We start from the raw sequence: 19,440 nt of genomic DNA on the forward strand, positions 1-19,440 counted from the left end.
TGACCTATCTTTTTTTACCACAAGTTGGTCAACACCTCACTCTATCTCGGTTGCGGCGGAGTTGTCACCCCGCCAGGGCGAATAGTAAATTTCTCAAATAGTGGGAATCCTGTACAAATTGGGCATATTAATTTTTGTACCAATCCCGCACAAGAATCTGAATCACTTTCGTCAGAACGATCGGAATCAGACAATAAAAGTGATAATGATGTCAAAGAATATCCAAATTATCAAAAACTTTTAGAAGAAGCCGAACGCAAAGCTAAGTTAGAAGCAGTTCCTAAATTGGCAAAACTGGGTTTGAGTGCCGAACAAATTGCAGAATCTTTAGAACTGCCGTTAGCAGAAGTGAATCGGGTAATTCAGAATGGAAAATAGCCATCGAAAAACTGCCCTTCGAGCCTTTAAACTAATTGAGGCGATCGTGCGCTATCCTTGATAAGCTTTGAGAGTGACTCGCATAATCTTCTATCAACGCTGCTATCAGAACGGATGTATCAAATAAAACGTTCATTTTAGATAAACTTCCCGATTCTTTCTTCGTGCATATCGGGAATCATCATATCCCAATTAATCAGTTCTTGATTTTTTATTAATGATGCTTTGACAACTAAGACTCCACCAACATAATGAACCTCGCACTCTTCCTCCATATTTGCTGGTTTGCTGTTGCCAGTTTTCTCTGGTGGCGAAGCTACTTCCTCCTTTTTCCGCTGCCCTAACAGGAAATCAGCAAATTTGAGGATTTCTTGCAGTTCGATTTCAGAGAAATTTTTCAGTTTCTCAACAATTTGTTCTTGGATAAGCATCACGGCTATTTTTCTTTGGTTAACACGACCGCTAGATTCATTCTAACACGAGGTCGGAGCGATCGCCCTTCTCAAAGCAAGTGCGATCGCCCATCTTAAAAATTGCTATAATATCAAATGAGCCAACCTTGCTCTCAGTGAAAAAATATGTCAACCCCTACAGAAACTCCCCAAACAAGCACCCTTGAGATAACTATCAATCAGGAACAAAAAGAACTGTTAGAAAAAGCAGCTACCCTGTGGGGTCTTAGTCTGAGCGAATATCTGCTCGAAGTTGCTCTAAATCTAGCCGAAGAAGTGCCACTTAAACCAGAACCGATCGTTCTTTCCGAACCAAATTGGGAAATTGTTACCTCAGCGATTGAAAACCCACCAGAACTTAACTCTAAGCTGAAAGCAGCGATTGAAAGGTATCGGCAAAAATACGATCGCAAATAAATAATGGAATGGATTTTTTGCTCTATAGATGATAGCAGGGTGATTCGGGAGAATTTTGATTGCGGTGTGCCGGAGTTAAATCAGTATCTCAAAAAATACGCCCGACAAAATCAAAGAAAAGGCATTGCTAAAACTTGGGTGGCAATTCCTCAAGGCGGTGACGGTCAAGTAGCAGGCTATTATTCAATAAGTATGGCTGAATTACAACGAGAGTTACTGCCTGAAAATTACAGGAGAGGGTTGCCGCGCTATCCTCTTCCAGTCATGCGGATCGGCAAACTGGCAGTAACTCAATCAATGCAGGGTAGAAGACTAGGTGAGACACTGCTAGTCGATGCTTTTAACAGAGTGATTCGTTTGTCGGAAGATATAGGAGTATTGGGAGTGATAGTTGACGCTTTCAACGAACAAGCTAAGGGATTTTATTTACAATACGGGTTTATTGCCTTAGAAGGCGATGAACTTTCACTTTTTATTCCCATGACTAGGATATTAGAAGCTTTTACATAGGTAAAAGACAAAAGTTGGTCTTAGCTTAGAAAAGGCGATCGCCCTTCTCAAACCAAGGGCGATCGCACTTAATCAACTCGCCACCAAAATTAATCGATCGGATCGAAAACTAGGGTCAATCGAGCAGCCGGAAGCAGTTGTTTGAGAACTCGCAAATGACCCTCTGCATCAGACCAACTGCGAAAGCGACCGACAACGACCCTTTGTAGATTTGGAAGCAAACGAACCACGATCCACGGCTTGAGACGTTTCTCATACGGCATAATAGTTGTATCTCCTTTGTAAAGGTATCTCCTTTGTTAATGGGAGCCATAGCCAGTCCTTGCTTTCCACGGCGGGGGACTGGCTTTTGACTTTGCACCTGTGGTGTGCTGTACAAATTGTTGCACAAAAGGCCCTCATTGGTAGCATAAAATTACTAAAATAGCGTTCTAACACCGCGATCGGCGTAAACTTGTATGATTGGGAGCGTTCACAAACAGTAAATATTGACAGTGAGCAAGCGCGTTCACATCACACTCCCCGACTACATCTATGAATCCTTAGAACTGTGGGCCGATCGGCAAGGTAGACCCACAGCTAGTTTGATCGCTTTTATCGTTGAAACAGCCGTTTTGGAAGCGAAAAAAAAGGGAGATCTACCTTCTGAACCGGAAAAGCCCAAAAGCGACACGTAAAGACTTCCCTCGTGGGTTACGGGGGCGTGTCGCCCGATCGCACTTATTGAAATTGATGAAAATTAGCATCAGCGCCCGCAGTTGGCGCCCAATATTTAAAATAATTCTCTGCTTTGTCCTCGCGATCGCCTGTTAGTGCATAAGTCCTATCAGCAATCGAAAGTGCCAGTTATTTAATTGTCCGCCGGCTAGTCAGTTGCAGGGAAACTCACAAAAAAATATCATTCTCAGTAACGAACTTTCGACTATACATTCAATCCTCTTGTGGGGCGGGCTTCTAGCCTGCCCCTAAAAGCTTATTGAGAATAGTACCCGATCTCAGGGGAAACGGAAATTGCATCCCAGGATTTCCTCCTTGAGGCCGATTGTGAAAACTGTACTGTTCGATCGCCCTCATCAATCCAACTTACCTAGATTAGACGCATCAACATATTTTAAACGAATGACTTATGAACTTCACAGCAAGACTCACACAAACCAGCTTACTCGGCTTAATGCTATTTGCCAGCAATCCAGCAGCAACCTTGGCTATAGGACAATCGAACACAAGCACTGCACCAACAGCGTCTCGCACTCAGTCTCCGATTGAAACCATACAAATAGCTAATGTATCCACTCCTCAAAAACTGGTGAGGGATTTTTGTGCTCGCAAAAGACAGAAAGTGGAAAACTATTTCGAGACCAGCAACTTTCGGATTTATCTGTGCTACAACCACGCCAATCAAGTATATTACTACGGCGTTAAAAAGAGTAACGGCAGCACGATCGCCCTGCGTGCTCGAACTGAAGAGGGGACTGGTTACGTGGCCAAAAATGGCACCTACGATTACATTGTTACAGGAGCCAGCCTTAGTATTTATAACAAAGGCAAACGCATTCTCGAACAACGAGTGATTCGCTCGCTTTAGTATTTCAATGCGATCGATCTTTCAAGCCCCGACTTCTTCAAAAAGCCGGGGATCTAACAGAATATCTGGCTTTTCTGCTGAGGCAGACAAAAGTTTGTGTAATTTAACCTCGAACTCAAATGACCGGCGCTTCGCCACATTTGAGTTTGAGGTTAATATCGTTTCCGGTTGCATCAAAATAATAAAATCGAGTCAACAGTTAACACTCAACCATTCAGTTTTTCGACTCACAGTCAACAGTCAACAGTCAACAATAATTCCGGTGTAACCGGAATTGATATAACACGTTTCAACCGCCGAATAATCTCAAAATAAAAAAACCCTCCCCAACAAGGAGAAGGGAGGGTGAAAAGACAGTGAGAAATTTAAGTTTTTGCAGAATTAACAATAAGGAGTTACATCTTCGCCACATTCGTCAGCCAAATAACACAAAGCTCGAAAGCGCAGCCCAACCACTTGCTCGTAAAGCGGATTTAACTTGCACAGCGGCGGAATGGATAATAAAGTGCGATCGCCAATTTTGACTTCCCGCTCAAACGGACACTGGCTGGGAATAAACTTACACAGCAACCGAGCCAACTTTTGACTTTTAATTGCAGTGTTATCAAGCCATTCTTTTAGCGGATGCAAGGGGTCAAAGTGTGGCTTTTGACCGTAAGGCTGAGAATTTGTAGCGACATTAACGGCGGTTTCTTGTTTGCCAAACCCTACCCAATTTGGCAGAGTTCGGTAGGAGACTGTATGCTCAAATACGTTCATTTTGCTCTCTTCCTCTTTTATAACGAGGTGCCAAGAACTCTCTGTAGAGCTTGTGCGATATTATCTACAATCAGTATCTACAGCATCTCGTTTTGCTTTACCGGATTGAACTTCTTAAATTAATGACTTAGGGCGAGAAAAGTAGTTCCTGATTTTTTTTAAAGGCGGTGTGCGCTCTAAAAAGTGTCCTCATTTCAAGCCCAACAATTGATTGATAGGTTAAAAATTCTCTCTTCTACGTTTTAGCTTCAACCTTCGGTTGACTCTCCTTTTGTAGTTCAATTACAATTGTGACGCATCCAGGTGAATTATCCTATACGTGAAAATGCGGAACTTTTAATAAAACTTATCATATTTTTAAATAAGCTCTGCTGCAAACAACCCTGAAACCCCGCCCCAACTATCTTTGCTCGCGATCGCTCAGAAACTTCTACAATGAGAAATAATCGGTATCACTGCCCTCACCACCCATGAGTAACCCAGAAACCAAAGCTATCACCCGCGAATTGCAAAGCCACGCCGCCATTCTCGGCGGCTTCGTCTCCCTCCTCTGGATTATCGAAATTATCGATGTATTCCTATTGGGAGGCAGGCTGAATGCCTACGGAGTCCGCCCCCGCAACCTCGACGGACTTCAAGGCATCCTCTTGATGCCTTTTCTGCACGGCAGTTTTGCTCACTTAGCCGCCAATACCCTCCCTTTAGTGACATTGGGTTGGTTGATCATGCTGCGAGAAATTAGCGACTTTTTTATCGTGAGTGCCGTAACCGTGCTAGTCAGCGGATTCGGAGTTTGGCTGACTGGCGCGCCCTATTCGGTTCACATTGGTGCCAGCGGATTAATCTTTGGTTACTTCGGCTTCTTACTGCTGCGGGGCTATTTTGAACGCAGCTTTACATCTATTTTGGTATCTTTAATTGTCGGTTTCTTCTACGGCAGTTTAATTTGGGGAGTTTTGCCCTCGCAGCCGCAAGTTTCCTGGCAAGCGCATTTCTTTGGTTTTGTGGGCGGGGTATTAACAGCTCAACTTTTGGGGCGGCAGAAACGGGAAATTAACTAGAATAAGACTGAGGCTGCATCGTATCATCACCTTGGTTTATTGCTCATAAATTATCTAAAAGCGTAGGTTTTTTGTCAATAAACCTGGTTTCTTGTGTGTGTAATAATTGCGTCCCCGACAACAAGACTAACTGCTGACCAATAATTCAACGCGGGCCGGCAAGCACACAGTAAAAACGGAACCGCAACCTAACTCGCTTTCAACGTGCATATCGCCACCCATCATCACGCAAAAGTGACGGCTAATAGTCAATCCCAAACCGGTGCCGCCATACTTGCGCGTAGTTGAGGCGTCGCCCTGCATAAATGCTTGAAATAAATGCTGCAATTGTTCGGGGGAAATCCCAATGCCCGTATCAGCTACGCGAAAAATTATTGAGTCGGAAGGTTCTGCTATTTCTTGAGTGGTTAAGCTGTCATGTTTAACTCTTTCAATGCAGAGGCTAATAGTTCCCTGTTCCGTAAATTTGGCGGCATTGCTCAGCAGGTTGAGCAATATTTGACGAGTTTTGGTAATGTCAGCATACATCATTCCCAAATCGTCAGCACAATCAACTTCAAACTTATTAGAATTTTTATCTACCAAGGGTTTGACAGTAGAAACCACCTCGTCAATTAAATTAACCGGGTTGAAAGTTTCTAAGTAAAGTTCCATCCGCCCTGCTTCAATCTTAGAAATATCTAGAATGTCGCTAATTAAAGATAGCAAGTGTTTGCCTGCAGTTTGAATTTTTTGCAAGTCGGGGATAAAATCTTCGCAGCCTAAATCCTCTGCATCTTCTTTGAGCATATCGCTGTAACCAATAATCGCGTTGAGGGGAGTTCGCAATTCATGGCTCATATTAGCTAAAAAGGCGCTTTTGGCTTGGTTTGCAGCTTGAGCGGTTTGAGCGACCTTTTGGAATTCTTCTGCTAATTTGCGCTGGGTAATATCTTCGGCAATACCGACGATGCGGTAAATTTCTCCGGTTTGGCTGCGGACTGGAAAAGCCCGATCGCGCACCCAGCAAACTGAACAGTCAGATCGCACTACCCGATACTCCTCATCATAATCGCCCCGCACCTGTTTCTCAAAAGCAGCCTTGACGCGATCGAGATCCTCCGGGTGAATAGCATCCCAAAAAGCCTCCGGTTCTGACTGCAAACTCTGACAGCTCAAATTCCATATTTTTTCGCAAGCAGGGCTCACATAAACTAGCTGCTTTTGATTGGGTTCTCTAATCCAAAATACCTCATGAATATTTTCTGCCAACTGGCGAAACCGCTCCTCACTGGCCCGTAACTTCTCCACAGCACTGTGAAATTCAGTCACATCCTGAATCAGCGATGCCACCCCAATGATGCTGCCGTCAGGATCTACCAAAGTCGTATTGTACCACTCGCACAGAATTATTTTGCCGTCTTTTCTAATGTTCTCGTTAAGGCTGGTAACTCCTCCTTTATTAGTGAGCAAAGTTATAGATAGTTGCCTGACATACTCCTTAGCACTTTCAGGAACTATGAGATCGACTCCGTGGCGTCCCATAGCTTCCAAGCGGTTGTAGCCAAAAATTCTTTCCGCTGACAAATTCCATTCCGCTACTTCAAAGTTTAGATTCCATTCAATCGCACCCAAAGGAGTTTGGTGAAGATGGAGAGCCAGTTTTTGCTGCGAGTTTTTCAGAGAAATAATTAATTGATTTTTGTCTGCGATCGCAGATTGTACCCGATCTTCGAGAGTTGTAAACGACTCTTCCAATTGAGAGGCCATCATATTAAAGGAGCGAGCCAGGACACCGACCTCATCCTCCCGATCTACAGACGCCATCAAGCGGGAATCTACTGCCATCCCGTCCCATTCACCCCGGGACAAAGCCTCCGCAGCCTTGCTCAGACGCCGAATCGGTACAACAATCCACCTAGAAGTCAGAGCGCCAATCGCCGTTGCCAGCACCAAAGCACCCAGACACATCACCACAGTATACCGAGTGTTGGCATTAATCCTTTCCATAAAATCGGCTTCAGGAACCGTCACCACAATCAACCAATCCAGGCCCCTGCTGTCTAAAAGCGGCGTCACCTGTAGAAATTGCCGTTGACCGTCGATCGTAAAATCTAACTGGCGAGATCTGTCAATTTTGTGCAAATCCCCGAAGCGTTCAGTCAAATAGCGGGCGGTCGATCGAATTAGAACATTCTTGCTACTGGCTGCCACAATCCGTTTTGCAACACCATTGCTAACAATAAATGGCGGTTCCAGAGTAGAATTTGCCACCAATTGCCCAGACCTTTCTACAATAAAAGTCTGTCCTGATTTGCCAATTTTTAGAGTTTCCAAGAATTGATTGAGCTTGGAAAGTGCCAAGTCAGAACCCAGGATGCCAATCCGTTTACCATCATCGCCATAAACTGGCTGAGCAGCCGTAATCGCTAGTTTGGGAGCGTCAAAATAATTATAGATTTTACTCCAAGTCGGTTGACCTGCGCGCACCGGGGCTATGTACCAAGGTCGGACGCGGGGGTCGTAGTTGAGAGTAGTTTTTAATAGTTTGGTTGGTTCCTCCAACTCTGACAGCCCGTAGGTATGCAAATTATAGCCAGTAGATGGATTAGAAATCTGAATTTGCAACTTGCCGTCGTCGAGGCGTTCAACTCCAATAAAATCTTTTTCTTCGGATGCGAATTGAATGTAGCTAATTTTATCAAAAATTTTGATTTGTTTGTAGAAGTAGCGTTGCAAACTATCACTATCCTGCACGTTCACAATGCCGAGACGGATGGCATCGAGATTGAGCTGATTGATTTGGTGTGGCGTTTCAATATAACTATTAATATGTTGCTGGATACGCGATGTGACTTCTGTCCGCAGTTGGGCGGCAACATGGTTGACGGCTATGCGCCCGTTCCGCAGCGACAGCCACCCCGTCAACCCTACCGCAGCGAAAGTCTGGAGGGCAAAAGGCACAACAAGGACGATGCGAATTGGCACTTTGCCCGACATTTTTAAAATCTGGTCGGTCAGATATTTGATTGGCATGGTAAAGCAGAATTATTATGCACCCACAACATTCCGGTCATTCGATTTTAGATTTTAGATTTTAGATTTTAGATTGACACCACGGATAAATCCGGGGGCTTGAGGATGCAAGGATTTTGGATTGTGGATTGATTCCACGGATAAATCCGGGGGCTTGTACCATCAAGAAATTATTGGTCAAGTACAACTTGATGAGCGCAGGTTTTGAAGTTGAGATGGTTTTAGTAGGCGAAGTGCTGTTAATAACTCGGAATCTGCCGCTGGCAAATGAATTTTTAACGACTGCCACCGCCATCTTAGCGCGATCGGGAGCTTTGGGAACATTGGCGATCGAGATGAATGCAGTATCAATCCTGGACTCACTCTACAGGCTCATACTATTATAGATTTGAGATTAAAGAATTAAAGAATTGGGAAAGACTGATTCTGTAAGCGCTTAGAATTTGCCTGCCGTTGCATTTTTTTTTGAACAGGTATCTCAAACCAGGTTTTTTAGCGTTTTGGCGGTCTGCAACGAACTATTTTCGTGAAAAACAACCGATGGATCGCCGCCCGTGCGTCCAGCACTAACTATTTTTTCACTCCTGACGCGCGCTAATCAAACCAATCGAGTTTTTGGTTGACTCGTGCCTGAAATGACGTATTTTGGCGTTTCAACCCGCTTGCTGCGTCAGTTCCATTTGACCGATAGCGCGATCGAAAGTTATAAGTTTTCACAGCAACTGCAATTGATATCTCCACAAGCAGCTACTTTTGATAGAGTGCAACTTAATTCTGGCTCGGTACAATAAGCGCATAGTAGGATGCAACTAGCGGAGGTATGGATGATGAACGCAGTTATTGCTACTCTTGGCACTGCTCTCGGACTGAGCTCAATTTTTATCGGTTTGACTCCGGCGGTTCTCGCCCAACAAAGACTGCAACCAGCGCCCCAATATTCGGAAACGACTTTATCTGGGGACTCGTTGAGGACTGTGGAGGACAGAACCTTAGACTCTGACTACCAAAACTTGATTGGTGCACCAGAAACGGCGGCTAATTCTGCTAGAAGCGAAAGAAGCTTGGGCGATACATTTCGCCTCAAAATCGAGGGCCCGTTGGAATTTATTACTACTCCTTCGGACGCCCAGCGTCAAGGAAATCCTTTACCTCCAAAACAAACCGACAGCGGTACAGAAGCGGGAGTTCAGCTTCAGCTAGGACTTTAGCAATTTTAAATGAATTCATTTGAAGCGAGCGATCGCGGAACCCTATATTTGATTCTCGGAGTTATTGTGACTGCGATCGCTTTTTTATCTGAGTTTTATCACCAGTTTTGTGCGGTTTCCATCACACATGGTTCTCTATTGTGAACCTAAAATTAGACCAATTAAACTTCCGATACAGACTGATTAGATACATATCTTTACAATAGCGCATAAAACTGGCGGTGAAGGTGATGAGAAAGGCTCAACTGATCGATTATTTGCGGGGAGAGTTGGCGATATCGAATTCGGCGATCGCCGTTGCTCTCCGACACGGTGAAGAAGACGCCAGCGAACTGCCGATGGTTCTGTGGCAATACGGGTTAGTGACACTGGAACAGTTAAACCTGATTTTTGATTGGTTGGAAGCTCAGCCGGCTTAGAAATTTAAAATCCTGAGTTAAAAAATATGGATATGGGATTGCAATTTTTTAACAAATAAAGCTTGCACAAACGGTCGTCGGAAAGTATAGGGTTGAGTGTTTAGGTTGAGGGTAGCTCTTATTTTGTCTCAATTAGAAAAATACAAATATACAGTAGGGACACAGCACTGCTGTGTCCTCATTTTTGTTGCCGCCTGAAATAAACTCTTTCATATCAAATCTGGCAGCATCGGAATTAATATTACCCACAGCTTTGGAAACGGCACTCCCGTGTCCTCTCTATCATGTCGCTCGTGCAACCGGAAACGATCTCAATAGACCTCTTGCAAAAATAGCTGGGACGGGCCGGAGAGCCCGTCCCACAAAAAGTTTTTTCTCTTGTGGGATGGGCCGGAGAGCCCGTCCGAAAATTTGATCGAAAGGACTTTTGCAAGAAGTCTAATCTGTCGAAGATGCGATCGCAGAAGGCATCAAACAGACGGCATAAAACAAACCCCAGCAACTTTTAGGCTGCCGGGGCTTGTCTTATTTAATTTGGTGGCGGGAAGTGGATTTGAACCACTGACCTTCGGGTTATGAGCCCGACGAGCTACCAGGCTGCTCTATCCCGCGTCGCTTTGTCTCTCTGTAATGGTTTCCAAAGTGGTTTCCAAAAACAAAACCCTGAAACCTTAATGATTACAGGGTTCGGTTTAATTTGGTGGCGGGAAGTGGATTTGAACCACTGACCTTCGGGTTATGAGCCCGACGAGCTACCAGGCTGCTCTATCCCGCGTCGCTTTGTCTCTCTCTAATATAAACATATCTTTCTGAAAATTGCAACCCCTAAATCAAAAAAACTTTTTAGATTATGGGAGGGGTTGCTTAAATCGGCGAGCGAGTCTCGATCGCCCTAAAGCATCGAAACTTCCCCGATTACCTCCAAGCGCTTGAAGTCACTGAGAGTTAGGTAAGTCTCCGCCAGAGTTTCGGCGATCGTCGGAGTAATCCACCCCAACTGCTTGAGCAAGTGAATCGCCACAGCAAATTGAGCACGCTTTCCCCCATCCGTCACCTTAATTGCCAAGCCCATGCCTTCGCCAACGCGGCCAATGCACTGCACCCCTTCGGCGCCGGACTTGCTCACCAATTCTCCTTGAGTCAAGCGCATCAGTTCCGTGTCAAATTTGCCCTCACCGGCAACCATGATCGGGTGATGAGTCATAGCGCGGACAATCCGCTCCATATCCACATTGTTGCCGGAGGCTAACTGAGCGTACAAAGACGCCATTTGCCCCAACTGCAACAGATAGGTAGGAGCGCCGCAGTCATCGCGAGCGCTGATAAACTCTTCGGCAGGCATTGCCAGCAAGTCAGCCACTTTGCCCAAAATAAGCTGCTGGACAGGATGTTTGCGGCGTAAATAAGTGTCCAGAGGCCAGTGCAGTTGCTGGCAGACAGCCAGCATTCCGGCGTGTTTCCCGGAGCAGTTGTATTGCAGGGCGCTCTTTTTGCCTTCGGGAATGGGGCATTGAAGTTTAGAGGGGTCAATGTCGCAGCGCCACAGGACGTTAAATACCTGGCGCGATTGCTCGATCGTACCTTGATGGGAACTGCAAATAATCGCTAAATCTCGATCGGTCAATTCGTAGCGTTCTAAAGTGCCAGTCCCCGTCACCGCCAAAGCTTGAAAAGGCTTGAGTGAAGAACGGACAAATGAGGCCGTTTCCGAGTTACCAGCAACAGACAGAACGCGCCCGCGGTTGTCGCAGACAGCGGCCTGGGCGCGGTGCCTCGATTCCACAATACCTTCGCGCAGCAGTGTGACTTCCAGTTCGGGAGCTTGGGTTCGTTTTCCCCTTGTCATATCAATTTTAGATTTTAGATTTTAGATTTTAGATTGGGGCCGGTGGAAGTTATGAGTTGCGAGCTGCCAGTTAAGAGTTATAAAGTTAATCTTTCGGCGATCGTTTCTGACTCATGCACCCCGTGTTTGTTGTTGGCTGTGCGCGGCAATCTCAAAACTCAAAACTCCCTTCCATTCCCGATTACAAACAGCTCCAAATTAGTCCCCCGGCAACCAGCAACACTGTCAAACCATAAAATGTCTGCCGCAGACGCCTGAGAATTGGTTCTAGTTGGTAGTTGACAATCAACTGGTCTTGAAGCAAAACTTCGGGAGTTTTAGGCCAAGATTGACAATCGTACCAGCCAGACTCTTCGTAGACGACCGTGGGATTTGAAAGGCGCGATCGCACGTAGAACCAACCCAAGTAGAGTCGCAGCAAAGCTAATCCTAGAATAAAACCGGCACCTGCGGCACCGCTGAGGACAAACTGAGCTGGATACTTGCTTGGAGCAAAGCTAGAAGCAGCTATCGGCACCGATACCAAGCAACTCCAAGCCCACACCCAAGCTAGTTTTGCCAGGTATCCGGGCCAATTGAGTGTTACCCAGCTAAAAAACCAGGATTCTTTAAGTTCTTGGTATTCATTGATCGGTCGCTGTTCTTGCGGAACGGGACAAATAGAAGCAGAAACGTTTTTCACATTAGCCATCCTCACGGCGTGGGGGAAAAGTCAATGCGTTCGGCGTGTCCCCAGAACGCTTCTAAATTGTAGAACTCCCGCTCTTGAGGCTTCAAAATGTGAATGATCGCGTCGCCGTAGTCCATGACGACCCAACTAGCGTCTGATATGCCTTGTGTACGCAGTGGCAAGCGTTGCCACTCTTCTTCCACTTGGTCTGCTATTGCTTGGGAGATGGCTCGTACCTGCACGTTGGAAAATCCGGTGATGATCGCAAAGTAGTCTGCCAAGTAGCATACTTCTGCCACCCGAAGCAATACAATATCTACTGCTTTGCGGTCATCGGCTGCTTGGGCAACGGTCATGATCAGGCCACGGGCTTCGTCTGAGGAGGTGCCGTCGGTTGCTGTAGACTGAGCCCTGGAGTATTCGAGTTGGGTTAGATCTGACATTAAGTGTTTAATTTCCTAATTGATAGGGTAAGGGAAAATCGGTGCGCTATTCGCTTTCGATTGTTGGCAGTTTGAGACGGGAAATAGGAGTTAGGTTGAAGCCAAAAGTAAGGACAGAATTTCTGGTGAATTTTACTTTCAACTTGTGATTTGTTCGATCGACTTCTGGGTCGAATTTCCTGTTTCCGGCGATTCGCGGGCCATTTGCAGCGCCCAATTCCGCGTCAGTACAGTGCGGGGGTGGATGTAGCAGCGAGTTTCTAGCAAATATTTCAGAGAATAATCGCTAGTTTGCCACACGGCTGCATAAAGATTTTGCCAGCTTGCCTCGCGCAGTGCTTCTAGTTGGGCTGTGTTGCCGCGGCTTGGCTCTATGGTATCTGCTATGAATACGGTACAACTGAGCTGGCTCATGTTTGGTCTGCCAAGGGTGTGATTGGCGATGGCGTCCAAAATTTCTCGATCGACCACCCCGAATTCGTCTCTGGCGACGATCGCACTCGCGTCTGCGTGCAGCAAATGCGGGTGTGCTTCCAACACTGAGTCTAACTCTAAACCTTCCTTCTGGCCCATTTGCAGCAGCAGTTGAGGTTTGAAGTATTTTGCCAAATCGTGCAACAAACCGGCAGTTCGGGCTTTTGCTTCGTCGAGGCCGTAATGGCGAGCCAAGTCACCTGCTACCTGTTCGACTCCGAGGATATGTTTGATTCGGGCAGCAGGAACGCGCTCACAGAGCCAAGCTAGGACGTTTTCGCGCGCGGGTGCAAGTGCCAAGTATTAACTCCAAAATTGTATGAGCTACTATTTTAGCGTTTTGTTTCGATCGGCTGCGGTGTCCGGCACACAGGGGTGTGGTGATATCTGGGATGGGGAGGGGTGAAGGGGGCGAAGAGGGCGATCGGTTCTACCCAAAAATTCAAAAATCTGTTAGAAAAGCAACTAAATATGAACAACGAATTTACTTCGAGCAAATCTCAAACTGATTGGGAACGCCTAGATGCCATGAGCGATCTAGATATTGACTTATCCGATCGCCCTGAAATTACGCCTGAAATGTTCGCTAAAGCAGTAGTTCGGCGAGGCTTGCCCAACCCTAAGACTAAAGCTCAAGCAGATACAACCATCAGGGATTCCCACAGCAGAAAAAAATTTTAGTAACTTGCAGAAATTTGGCGATATTTCTAGATGAATAACAAACCACACCACTACAGTATGTAGAGTGATGCAGAACGCGGGACTAAAAAGCCGATTGGACTCTTGTCAGGCAAAACCCGTAGTGGCTAACCTATAAACAACAAGCGGATATAAGGGCTTGATAGCTTTTTGGTGGTTCTCAAAAACTTCTACTCTCAGAGGAGTATTGATTTATGGACGACAAAGAAAAGCAGCCATCTCCAGAAGCAAACGAAAAGTTCACCGAAGCCGAACTGAATAACCACCTGAACGACCTGGCCTTGGAGGCCCAAAGGCATCCCCTTGAAAGTCCCGATCGCCAGTTAGCCTTAACTAGATTGGTTTCAGAACTCAGGAAACCCAGTCGCCTTTCACTCCCAAAGCATTCACCCAGCTTATCTCTCGCCGAAAACCACCAAGTTTCGGAAGACATTAAGCAAGAAACAGACTTGGCACTTTTCGAGTTTATACAAAAGGGGAAGTTCGATCCGGAAAAAGGAAACGTATTAAACTACACGAGGTTTACTCAGTCCAAAAAACAGATCGATTTCATTGGTAGTCACCAAGGTATTCATCAGAGAACTGAAAAAGGGAAAAAAGTCACTGATATTGTAGTGTCAGCCGACAGACAAATCAGCAATGCTCAATCGGCAGATGCTGATGAATCAAAAACGACATACTTAGACCAATTTACGTCCGATATCCCTGAACCTTCTTTTCTGGAAAATTTTCGGGAAATAGTTGTAGAAAATCCTGAGAATATTTTTGGTAAGCCCATGAAAAAATACCCAGATGTTACTCTGAAAAAGATAACCCTGTTGTGGTTAGATGGATACAGTTGGGAGGAAATATCCGAAAAGTTGTCAGTAAAAGTTGGTTCGATTAGTTGTTTTTTCAATCGAGCTATCAAAGACAAAAACCTGGTAGCCGCGGTAAAATTGTATCTGGCACAGATATTATTTATTGTGGCAATACTCCTCAATTATGGAGATACCCATTAACCAAATCAAATCCGACAATAGCGTAAGCGAGCATCAATAATGAACGAGCAGCATCTAGAGGGCTACCTACATCTCGTACAAGCACTGCTAAGCTGTCCTAGTGGAGAAGAAGCAGCTATCTTAAATGCTAACTCAGAACTTCTTGATGCTGGCTTAGTTCAGGTGATGACACAAGTAGCAGAAAATCTCGCTGAAAATGGAGATAAAAATGCAGCGGATTTCCTGCAAAGTGTTGCTACTCAAATAATAGAGTTAGTAGAAAAACCATCAACAACTGAATCACAACAGGATTTAACTTTTTTGTTGCAGGTTTTACAAGTAGTTTCCGATACAGATGCTGACCCCCGCGTTTTCTACCAGTTTTTACAATCTAATTTAGACAAATTGGATGTCAAATTAAGTGCTGTTTTACAGGAATTGGCCACTACTTTATTATCTGAAGCGAATGCCGAAAAAGCTGAATCTGTAGTCTCAGTAATTTGCAATTTTGGTAATTTAATTCAGCAGTTTCCTTTAGGTAGGATAAATGTCAATATAGAATTAGCTATCGTTGCTTATCAAATTGGATTGAGTTTTTTTAAGAGAGAATTTTATCCAGAAAATTGGGCGCTTTGTCAAAAAAATTTAGGTAGGGCCTACAATCATAGGATTATAGGTCAAAGAAGTGAAAATTTAGAATTAGCTATTAAGTGTTATCAAGAAGCTTTACAAGTGTACACTCGCGCCACTTTTCCTCAAGAGTGGGCTAGCTTGCAAAATAGCCTTGCTAATGCTTACAGCGATCGCACTTTAGGAGTGCGATCTGACAATTTGGAACAAGCAATTTGTGGCTATCAAAGTGCTTTACAAATTTACACTTTAACAGATTTTCCTGCTCAATGGGCTACTACTCAAAATAACTTAGGAACAGCCTATAAATCCCGGATACGGGGAGATAAAGCAGAAAATTTAGAAAAGGCTATTGGTTGTTATCAAGCTGCTTTAGAAGTCCGTAGCCGTGAAGCTTTTCCCGAACAGTGGGCTGCCACTCAAAACAATTTAGCTACAGTTTACAGAGATAGAATTCTAGGAAATAGGGCTGAGAACTTAGAAACAGCTATTAGTTGCTATCAATATGCTTTACAAGTTTACACGCGCGAGACATTTCCGTCGGATTGGGCAATGATTATAAATAATGTTGGTATTGCTTACCAAGACAGGATTTTCGGAGAGAAAGCCGAGAATTTGGAAAATGCTATTGGTTGTTATCAAGCTGCTTTAGAAGTCCGTAGCCGTGAAGCTTTTCCCGAACAGTGGGCTGCCACTCAAAACAATTTAGCTACATTTTACAGCGAGAGAATCAAGGGTGATAGAGCGGAGAATATTGAAAAATCCATCTCTTGTTATCATCATGTCTTAACAGTTTACACTCGCGAGACATTTCCTTATCAATGGGCGATGACTCAGAATAATTTAGGCAAGGCATACTCGGAGAGAATTAGATATGAAAAATCTGAGAATCTTGCAGCAGCAATTGAAGCTTATCAAAAAGCTTTAGAGATTTTTACACCGCAAACATTTCCTTTAGACTGTTTGAAAACAGGAAAAAATATGGGTAATACAGCTTTTGATGCTGAATTATGGGACATAGCAATAGAAGGCTTTGCGGTAGCAATTGAAGCCGTAGAACAAAGTCGAAGTTGGGCAGCTTCTGAATCTAGAAAACAAGCGATTCTTGAAGAAGCAATTGATATCTATGAAAAAATAGTCCAGAGCTACGTTAATATCGATCGAAACGATCGAGCTATTGAATATGTTGAACGCAGCAAAGCCCGTAATCTTGTCGATATTCTATCCAGTCGGGAACTCTACCCAACAAAAAAGATTCCAACTGACCATAACTTAAGATTCAGTTACCAAGTTGAACCAATCTCGTTCGATCGAATTCAAGCTTTACTAAAATTTGAGTTTGATGAAAACACAGCCATCATAGAATGGTATATTGTTAGCAATAAAATATTCACTTTTATAATTACCAGTCAAGGCAAGAGTCCTATAGTTTGGGAATCTTCCCAGGAGGATATAGAAAACTTACTTACTTGGTTTGGGGAATACTTGGAGGATTATGGGCAGAACAAGAGAAAATGGCAAGAGCAACTTTCAGCCCGTCTTCAGCATCTCGCTGAAATACTGCATATCGCTCAAATTATCAACTATTTGCCTGCGGATTGTGACAGAGTAATTTTTATACCCCATCGCTTCCTGCACCTGCTACCTCTCCATGCTTTGCCTCTAAATGAAGGTCACAACCATATTATAGACCATTTCTTGAGAGGTGTGAGTTATGCTCCTAGTTGTCAACTCCTGCAATTAAGTCAGAATCAACAACGCTCCGATTTGATACACTTGTTTGCCATTCAAAACCCTACCCAAGACCTGAGCTTTACTGATATTGAAGTCGAAACTATTAGGCGGTACTTTGCTCCTAACGATTATGTCTTAGTGAAAGAAGCCGCTACTAAAAAAGAGATATTAGATAACAACAATTTTCTTAACGCTAATTGCGTCCATTTCTCTTGTCACGGCTACTTTAACTTTGAATCACCTCTGGAATCGGCTCTGATCCTAGCTGAGGCTGGAGGTTCTAATGGACAATTGCAGGGAACTGTGAGTGAAAATAATCGTTCACTAGACAGTACAAAAATTAATTTAGACAAATGCCTGACCTTGAGAGAAATCCTTAACCTAGATCTCAGCCAATGTTGCCTAGTAACTCTCTCAGCTTGTGAAACTGGGTTGATTGACTTCACCAGTAAGAGTGATGAGTACATCGGTTTTCCCAGTGGCTTCCTGCTTGCAGGCAGTTCCAGTGTGGTCAGTAGCCTTTGGGCAGTCAACGATTTTTCTACAAGTTTTTTAATGATTAGGTTTTACGAAAACCTGCAAAGTCAAACCTCCGTAGCTACAGCCCTTTGTCAAGCTCAATTATGGCTGCGTGATACCACTATAGCTGAACTGAAACTGTGGATTGATAAAAGACAGTTATCTTTGAATGCCACACAAAAAATGGCTTTGCATCGTATGTTCCATAAATTTCAAGATAACTCTAAGCCCTTTCAAGATCCTTTCTATTGGGCCGCGTTCTGTGCGGTTGGTGAATTCAAACTTAACGAACTAAGAATCAGTAGGTTGGCTTTCACTGCATTCAACCCAACCGCAACAAGAGCTATAGCTGGATCTCGTTCTTCAACTCAACCTACACGAGCGCACTAAAGTCCTTGACTTTTGACTAATTTCGGCGATACAGCAATCAAAAAATTTTCCCATTTTGCAGAAAAGCTGCTGCGGTTCCAGATATAGCAATGTCAGGCAACACAGTCTGTCATGGCGAGATATCCCAGCGAGAACAGACAAATGCACGAACTGAATTACCCTAATGAAACTTCTGCAAACCCTAATATTTTGCTGAAAAAGAGCAAAACTTGGTTCAAAAATTCCAAAAACCCGATCGCCGGTTGACTCTATAAAACTCCACTGGCGAAACGAATAAAGTAAAAAGGTTGCAAACATGAGCAAAAAACACACTGCCCACTCTCCGAATAACGTAGTTGCCGTCAACAACACCAATTCTCAAAATGCCCGACAAGTTCCTGATTTAATCAGCCACATCGAACAAGACCCTAAATACGCCCATCTCCGCGAACAGGCAAAAAATCCACCTACTACCGACAAACAGAAAAATCTCGGCCAGAAAATCTTCAACGCATTAAAGGAATTACTCATCGCCGATCCAAAAGCCTTTCACGGAACGGCTATCGTTTCCCAAGACTTGGCGAAGCAAGCAACACTGACTGCGGGCACAGTTACTGTCAGCAGCTTGTTTAACTTCTTCACGAATTATCCCTTACTGTTCTTTGCCTTTAAGGACATGGGCTTGTTTGGTGTGGTGTTGACTTCCTTGTGCAACATCCTGATTCTGAAATTCACTAACGACAGCACGACGGCTGTTTCATCCCGCACAAAATACAACAAAACATGGCAATTATGGGCGATCGCCGCCTCCCTATCAATCAATATCCTCCAGTCGATCGCCTCTCTAGTCGGCACAGAATTAATGCTCAATCAATCAGGTCTGAGCCATATCAAAGCAGCAGAATCGATTCAAAAACAGATACAACAAGTCGAAACCCTCAAGCAACTTGACAGTCCCCAATATCAACAAACTCGGCAACGATGCCAAGAAGGAGAACAGCAATTCAATCAACTCGACAGAACCAATCCGCGATGGGACTCGTTTTACGTGCAACTGTACGGACCTTGGGGCGATCGCAAGACCGATTGGAATGAAGTTCCCTCAGAACAACTTCCTATCTGCCGTCGCGTCGTTCGCCTGGAAACAGAAGCCTATCAAAACTATGAAACTGCCAAGAAAAATATGGAACAGTTGCTAGGGCGTCGGTTCAGTATTAGGAGTTGACAAAACAAACTGAAAATGATAGGTGAATTGAAAAGCCTGTTAAATTC

At 44.4% G+C, this 19,440-nt stretch carries 22 protein-coding genes and 2 tRNA genes; 14 read left to right on the forward strand and 10 right to left on the reverse strand.

The window, feature by feature from the left end:
- Positions 1-24 precede the first annotated feature (24 nt).
- Positions 25-378 (forward strand): hypothetical protein, encoded by a 354-nt coding sequence (locus QUA83_RS27350; RefSeq protein ID WP_333297111.1) that lies wholly within the window; start codon positions 25-27, stop codon positions 376-378.
- Between the two features lie 137 nt (positions 379-515).
- Here QUA83_RS27350 and QUA83_RS27355 read toward each other — a convergent pair whose 3' ends face one another.
- Positions 516-809, reverse strand: a complete 294-nt coding sequence (locus QUA83_RS27355) for a hypothetical protein (protein WP_333297113.1) — start codon at positions 807-809, stop codon at positions 516-518.
- Between the two features lie 147 nt (positions 810-956).
- On the opposite strand from QUA83_RS27355, the gene QUA83_RS27360 reads away from it, so the two are divergent.
- Both QUA83_RS27360 and QUA83_RS27365 read left to right on the forward strand, forming a co-directional pair.
- Entirely contained in the window at positions 957-1,247 is a 291-nt protein-coding gene (locus QUA83_RS27360; RefSeq protein WP_333297114.1) for a DUF1778 domain-containing protein, read from the forward strand.
- Between the two features lie 3 nt (positions 1,248-1,250).
- Positions 1,251-1,757 carry a GNAT family N-acetyltransferase gene (locus QUA83_RS27365; RefSeq protein WP_333297116.1) on the forward strand — a complete coding sequence of 169 codons (507 nt, stop codon included), beginning with the start codon at positions 1,251-1,253 and terminating at the stop codon, positions 1,755-1,757.
- Positions 1,758-1,846: 89 nt separating this feature from the next.
- Here QUA83_RS27365 and QUA83_RS27370 read toward each other — a convergent pair whose 3' ends face one another.
- Positions 1,847-2,020: a hypothetical protein gene (locus QUA83_RS27370; protein WP_333154159.1), complete on the reverse strand. Its 174-nt coding sequence runs from the start codon at positions 2,018-2,020 to the stop codon at positions 1,847-1,849.
- 231 nt (positions 2,021-2,251) lie between these two features.
- On the opposite strand from QUA83_RS27370, the gene QUA83_RS27375 reads away from it, so the two are divergent.
- Both QUA83_RS27375 and QUA83_RS27380 read left to right on the forward strand, forming a co-directional pair.
- Positions 2,252-2,434 carry a ribbon-helix-helix domain-containing protein gene (locus QUA83_RS27375; protein WP_015178554.1) on the forward strand — a complete coding sequence of 61 codons (183 nt, stop codon included), beginning with the start codon at positions 2,252-2,254 and terminating at the stop codon, positions 2,432-2,434.
- A gap of 449 nt (positions 2,435-2,883) precedes the next feature.
- The gene (locus QUA83_RS27380) at positions 2,884-3,342 is read left to right on the forward strand and encodes a hypothetical protein (RefSeq protein WP_333297118.1); all 459 of its coding nucleotides are present in this window, start codon (positions 2,884-2,886) and stop codon (positions 3,340-3,342) included.
- A gap of 381 nt (positions 3,343-3,723) precedes the next feature.
- Here QUA83_RS27380 and QUA83_RS27385 read toward each other — a convergent pair whose 3' ends face one another.
- A complete protein-coding gene (locus tag QUA83_RS27385) occupies positions 3,724-4,101 on the reverse strand; it encodes a Mo-dependent nitrogenase C-terminal domain-containing protein (protein ID WP_333297119.1) in 378 nt (125 codons plus the stop codon).
- Positions 4,102-4,571: 470 nt separating this feature from the next.
- Here QUA83_RS27385 and QUA83_RS27390 point away from each other — a divergent pair, with 470 nt between their 5' ends.
- Positions 4,572-5,162 (forward strand): rhomboid family intramembrane serine protease, encoded by a 591-nt coding sequence (locus QUA83_RS27390; protein ID WP_333297121.1) that lies wholly within the window; start codon positions 4,572-4,574, stop codon positions 5,160-5,162.
- Between the two features lie 126 nt (positions 5,163-5,288).
- On the opposite strand, the gene QUA83_RS27395 is transcribed toward QUA83_RS27390, so the two are convergent.
- The gene (locus tag QUA83_RS27395) at positions 5,289-8,177 is read right to left on the reverse strand and encodes a PAS domain S-box protein (protein WP_333297122.1); all 2,889 of its coding nucleotides are present in this window, start codon (positions 8,175-8,177) and stop codon (positions 5,289-5,291) included.
- 191 nt (positions 8,178-8,368) lie between these two features.
- On the opposite strand from QUA83_RS27395, the gene QUA83_RS27400 reads away from it, so the two are divergent.
- From QUA83_RS27400 to QUA83_RS27415, 4 genes are all read left to right on the forward strand, one after another.
- Positions 8,369-8,563 carry a hypothetical protein gene (locus QUA83_RS27400; RefSeq protein WP_333297124.1) on the forward strand — a complete coding sequence of 65 codons (195 nt, stop codon included), beginning with the start codon at positions 8,369-8,371 and terminating at the stop codon, positions 8,561-8,563.
- Between the two features lie 438 nt (positions 8,564-9,001).
- A complete protein-coding gene (locus QUA83_RS27405) occupies positions 9,002-9,385 on the forward strand; it encodes a hypothetical protein (RefSeq protein ID WP_333297127.1) in 384 nt (127 codons plus the stop codon).
- A 9-nt stretch (positions 9,386-9,394) separates the two neighbouring features.
- Complete coding sequence (locus tag QUA83_RS27410; RefSeq protein ID WP_333297129.1) at positions 9,395-9,529, forward strand: hypothetical protein; 135 nt, start codon at positions 9,395-9,397, stop codon at positions 9,527-9,529.
- A gap of 86 nt (positions 9,530-9,615) precedes the next feature.
- Positions 9,616-9,804 (forward strand): DUF2949 domain-containing protein, encoded by a 189-nt coding sequence (locus QUA83_RS27415; RefSeq protein ID WP_333297130.1) that lies wholly within the window; start codon positions 9,616-9,618, stop codon positions 9,802-9,804.
- A gap of 535 nt (positions 9,805-10,339) precedes the next feature.
- Here the strand turns inward: QUA83_RS27415 and QUA83_RS27420 are convergent.
- The 6 genes from QUA83_RS27420 to yqeK form a co-directional block, all read right to left on the reverse strand.
- Positions 10,340-10,416, reverse strand: a tRNA-Met gene (locus tag QUA83_RS27420).
- A gap of 86 nt (positions 10,417-10,502) precedes the next feature.
- Positions 10,503-10,579 (reverse strand) — tRNA-Met (locus tag QUA83_RS27425).
- A 117-nt stretch (positions 10,580-10,696) separates the two neighbouring features.
- Positions 10,697-11,650, reverse strand: coding sequence for an asparaginase (locus QUA83_RS27430; protein ID WP_333297132.1), 954 nt, complete (start codon positions 11,648-11,650; stop codon positions 10,697-10,699).
- 181 nt (positions 11,651-11,831) lie between these two features.
- On the reverse strand, positions 11,832-12,341 hold the full coding sequence (locus tag QUA83_RS27435; protein ID WP_333297134.1) for a CGLD27 family protein: 510 nt from the start codon (positions 12,339-12,341) through the stop codon (positions 11,832-11,834).
- 2 nt (positions 12,342-12,343) lie between these two features.
- Complete coding sequence (gene rsfS / locus QUA83_RS27440) at positions 12,344-12,763, reverse strand: ribosome silencing factor (protein WP_333297135.1); 420 nt, start codon at positions 12,761-12,763, stop codon at positions 12,344-12,346.
- Positions 12,764-12,901: 138 nt separating this feature from the next.
- A complete protein-coding gene (gene yqeK / locus QUA83_RS27445; RefSeq protein WP_333297137.1) occupies positions 12,902-13,537 on the reverse strand; it encodes a bis(5'-nucleosyl)-tetraphosphatase (symmetrical) YqeK in 636 nt (211 codons plus the stop codon).
- 171 nt (positions 13,538-13,708) lie between these two features.
- Here yqeK and QUA83_RS27450 point away from each other — a divergent pair, with 171 nt between their 5' ends.
- The 4 genes from QUA83_RS27450 (at position 13,709) to QUA83_RS27465 (ending at position 19,393) form a co-directional block, all read left to right on the forward strand.
- Positions 13,709-13,918 (forward strand): hypothetical protein, encoded by a 210-nt coding sequence (locus tag QUA83_RS27450; protein ID WP_333297138.1) that lies wholly within the window; start codon positions 13,709-13,711, stop codon positions 13,916-13,918.
- 212 nt (positions 13,919-14,130) lie between these two features.
- Positions 14,131-14,937 carry a hypothetical protein gene (locus QUA83_RS27455; protein WP_333297140.1) on the forward strand — a complete coding sequence of 269 codons (807 nt, stop codon included), beginning with the start codon at positions 14,131-14,133 and terminating at the stop codon, positions 14,935-14,937.
- A 39-nt stretch (positions 14,938-14,976) separates the two neighbouring features.
- Positions 14,977-18,189: a CHAT domain-containing protein gene (locus QUA83_RS27460; protein ID WP_333297141.1), complete on the forward strand. Its 3,213-nt coding sequence runs from the start codon at positions 14,977-14,979 to the stop codon at positions 18,187-18,189.
- 295 nt (positions 18,190-18,484) lie between these two features.
- Positions 18,485-19,393, forward strand: coding sequence for a hypothetical protein (locus tag QUA83_RS27465; RefSeq protein WP_333297143.1), 909 nt, complete (start codon positions 18,485-18,487; stop codon positions 19,391-19,393).
- Positions 19,394-19,440 lie beyond the last annotated feature (47 nt).

The organism is Microcoleus sp. K1-B1, assembly GCF_036704705.1.
Classification (GTDB): Bacteria; Cyanobacteriota; Cyanobacteriia; order Cyanobacteriales; family Microcoleaceae; genus Microcoleus.

Coding starts and splice junctions, on each gene's coding strand:
- QUA83_RS27355 (WP_333297113.1), bottom strand. CDS start 809: ATGCTTATCCAAGAACAAATTGTTGAGAAACTGAAAAATTTCTCTGAA.
- QUA83_RS27360 (WP_333297114.1), top strand. CDS start 957: ATGTCAACCCCTACAGAAACTCCCCAAACAAGCACCCTTGAGATAACT.
- QUA83_RS27365 (WP_333297116.1), top strand. CDS start 1,251: ATGGAATGGATTTTTTGCTCTATAGATGATAGCAGGGTGATTCGGGAG.
- QUA83_RS27370 (WP_333154159.1), bottom strand. CDS start 2,020: ATGCCGTATGAGAAACGTCTCAAGCCGTGGATCGTGGTTCGTTTGCTT.
- QUA83_RS27380 (WP_333297118.1), top strand. CDS start 2,884: ATGAACTTCACAGCAAGACTCACACAAACCAGCTTACTCGGCTTAATG.
- QUA83_RS27385 (WP_333297119.1), bottom strand. CDS start 4,101: ATGAACGTATTTGAGCATACAGTCTCCTACCGAACTCTGCCAAATTGG.
- QUA83_RS27390 (WP_333297121.1), top strand. CDS start 4,572: ATGAGTAACCCAGAAACCAAAGCTATCACCCGCGAATTGCAAAGCCAC.
- QUA83_RS27395 (WP_333297122.1), bottom strand. CDS start 8,177: ATGCCAATCAAATATCTGACCGACCAGATTTTAAAAATGTCGGGCAAA.
- QUA83_RS27400 (WP_333297124.1), top strand. CDS start 8,369: ATGAGCGCAGGTTTTGAAGTTGAGATGGTTTTAGTAGGCGAAGTGCTG.
- QUA83_RS27405 (WP_333297127.1), top strand. CDS start 9,002: ATGATGAACGCAGTTATTGCTACTCTTGGCACTGCTCTCGGACTGAGC.
- QUA83_RS27410 (WP_333297129.1), top strand. CDS start 9,395: ATGAATTCATTTGAAGCGAGCGATCGCGGAACCCTATATTTGATTCTC.
- QUA83_RS27415 (WP_333297130.1), top strand. CDS start 9,616: ATGAGAAAGGCTCAACTGATCGATTATTTGCGGGGAGAGTTGGCGATA.
- QUA83_RS27430 (WP_333297132.1), bottom strand. CDS start 11,650: ATGACAAGGGGAAAACGAACCCAAGCTCCCGAACTGGAAGTCACACTG.
- QUA83_RS27435 (WP_333297134.1), bottom strand. CDS start 12,341: ATGGCTAATGTGAAAAACGTTTCTGCTTCTATTTGTCCCGTTCCGCAA.
- rsfS (WP_333297135.1), bottom strand. CDS start 12,763: ATGTCAGATCTAACCCAACTCGAATACTCCAGGGCTCAGTCTACAGCA.
- QUA83_RS27450 (WP_333297138.1), top strand. CDS start 13,709: ATGAACAACGAATTTACTTCGAGCAAATCTCAAACTGATTGGGAACGC.
- QUA83_RS27455 (WP_333297140.1), top strand. CDS start 14,131: ATGGACGACAAAGAAAAGCAGCCATCTCCAGAAGCAAACGAAAAGTTC.
- QUA83_RS27460 (WP_333297141.1), top strand. CDS start 14,977: ATGAACGAGCAGCATCTAGAGGGCTACCTACATCTCGTACAAGCACTG.
- QUA83_RS27465 (WP_333297143.1), top strand. CDS start 18,485: ATGAGCAAAAAACACACTGCCCACTCTCCGAATAACGTAGTTGCCGTC.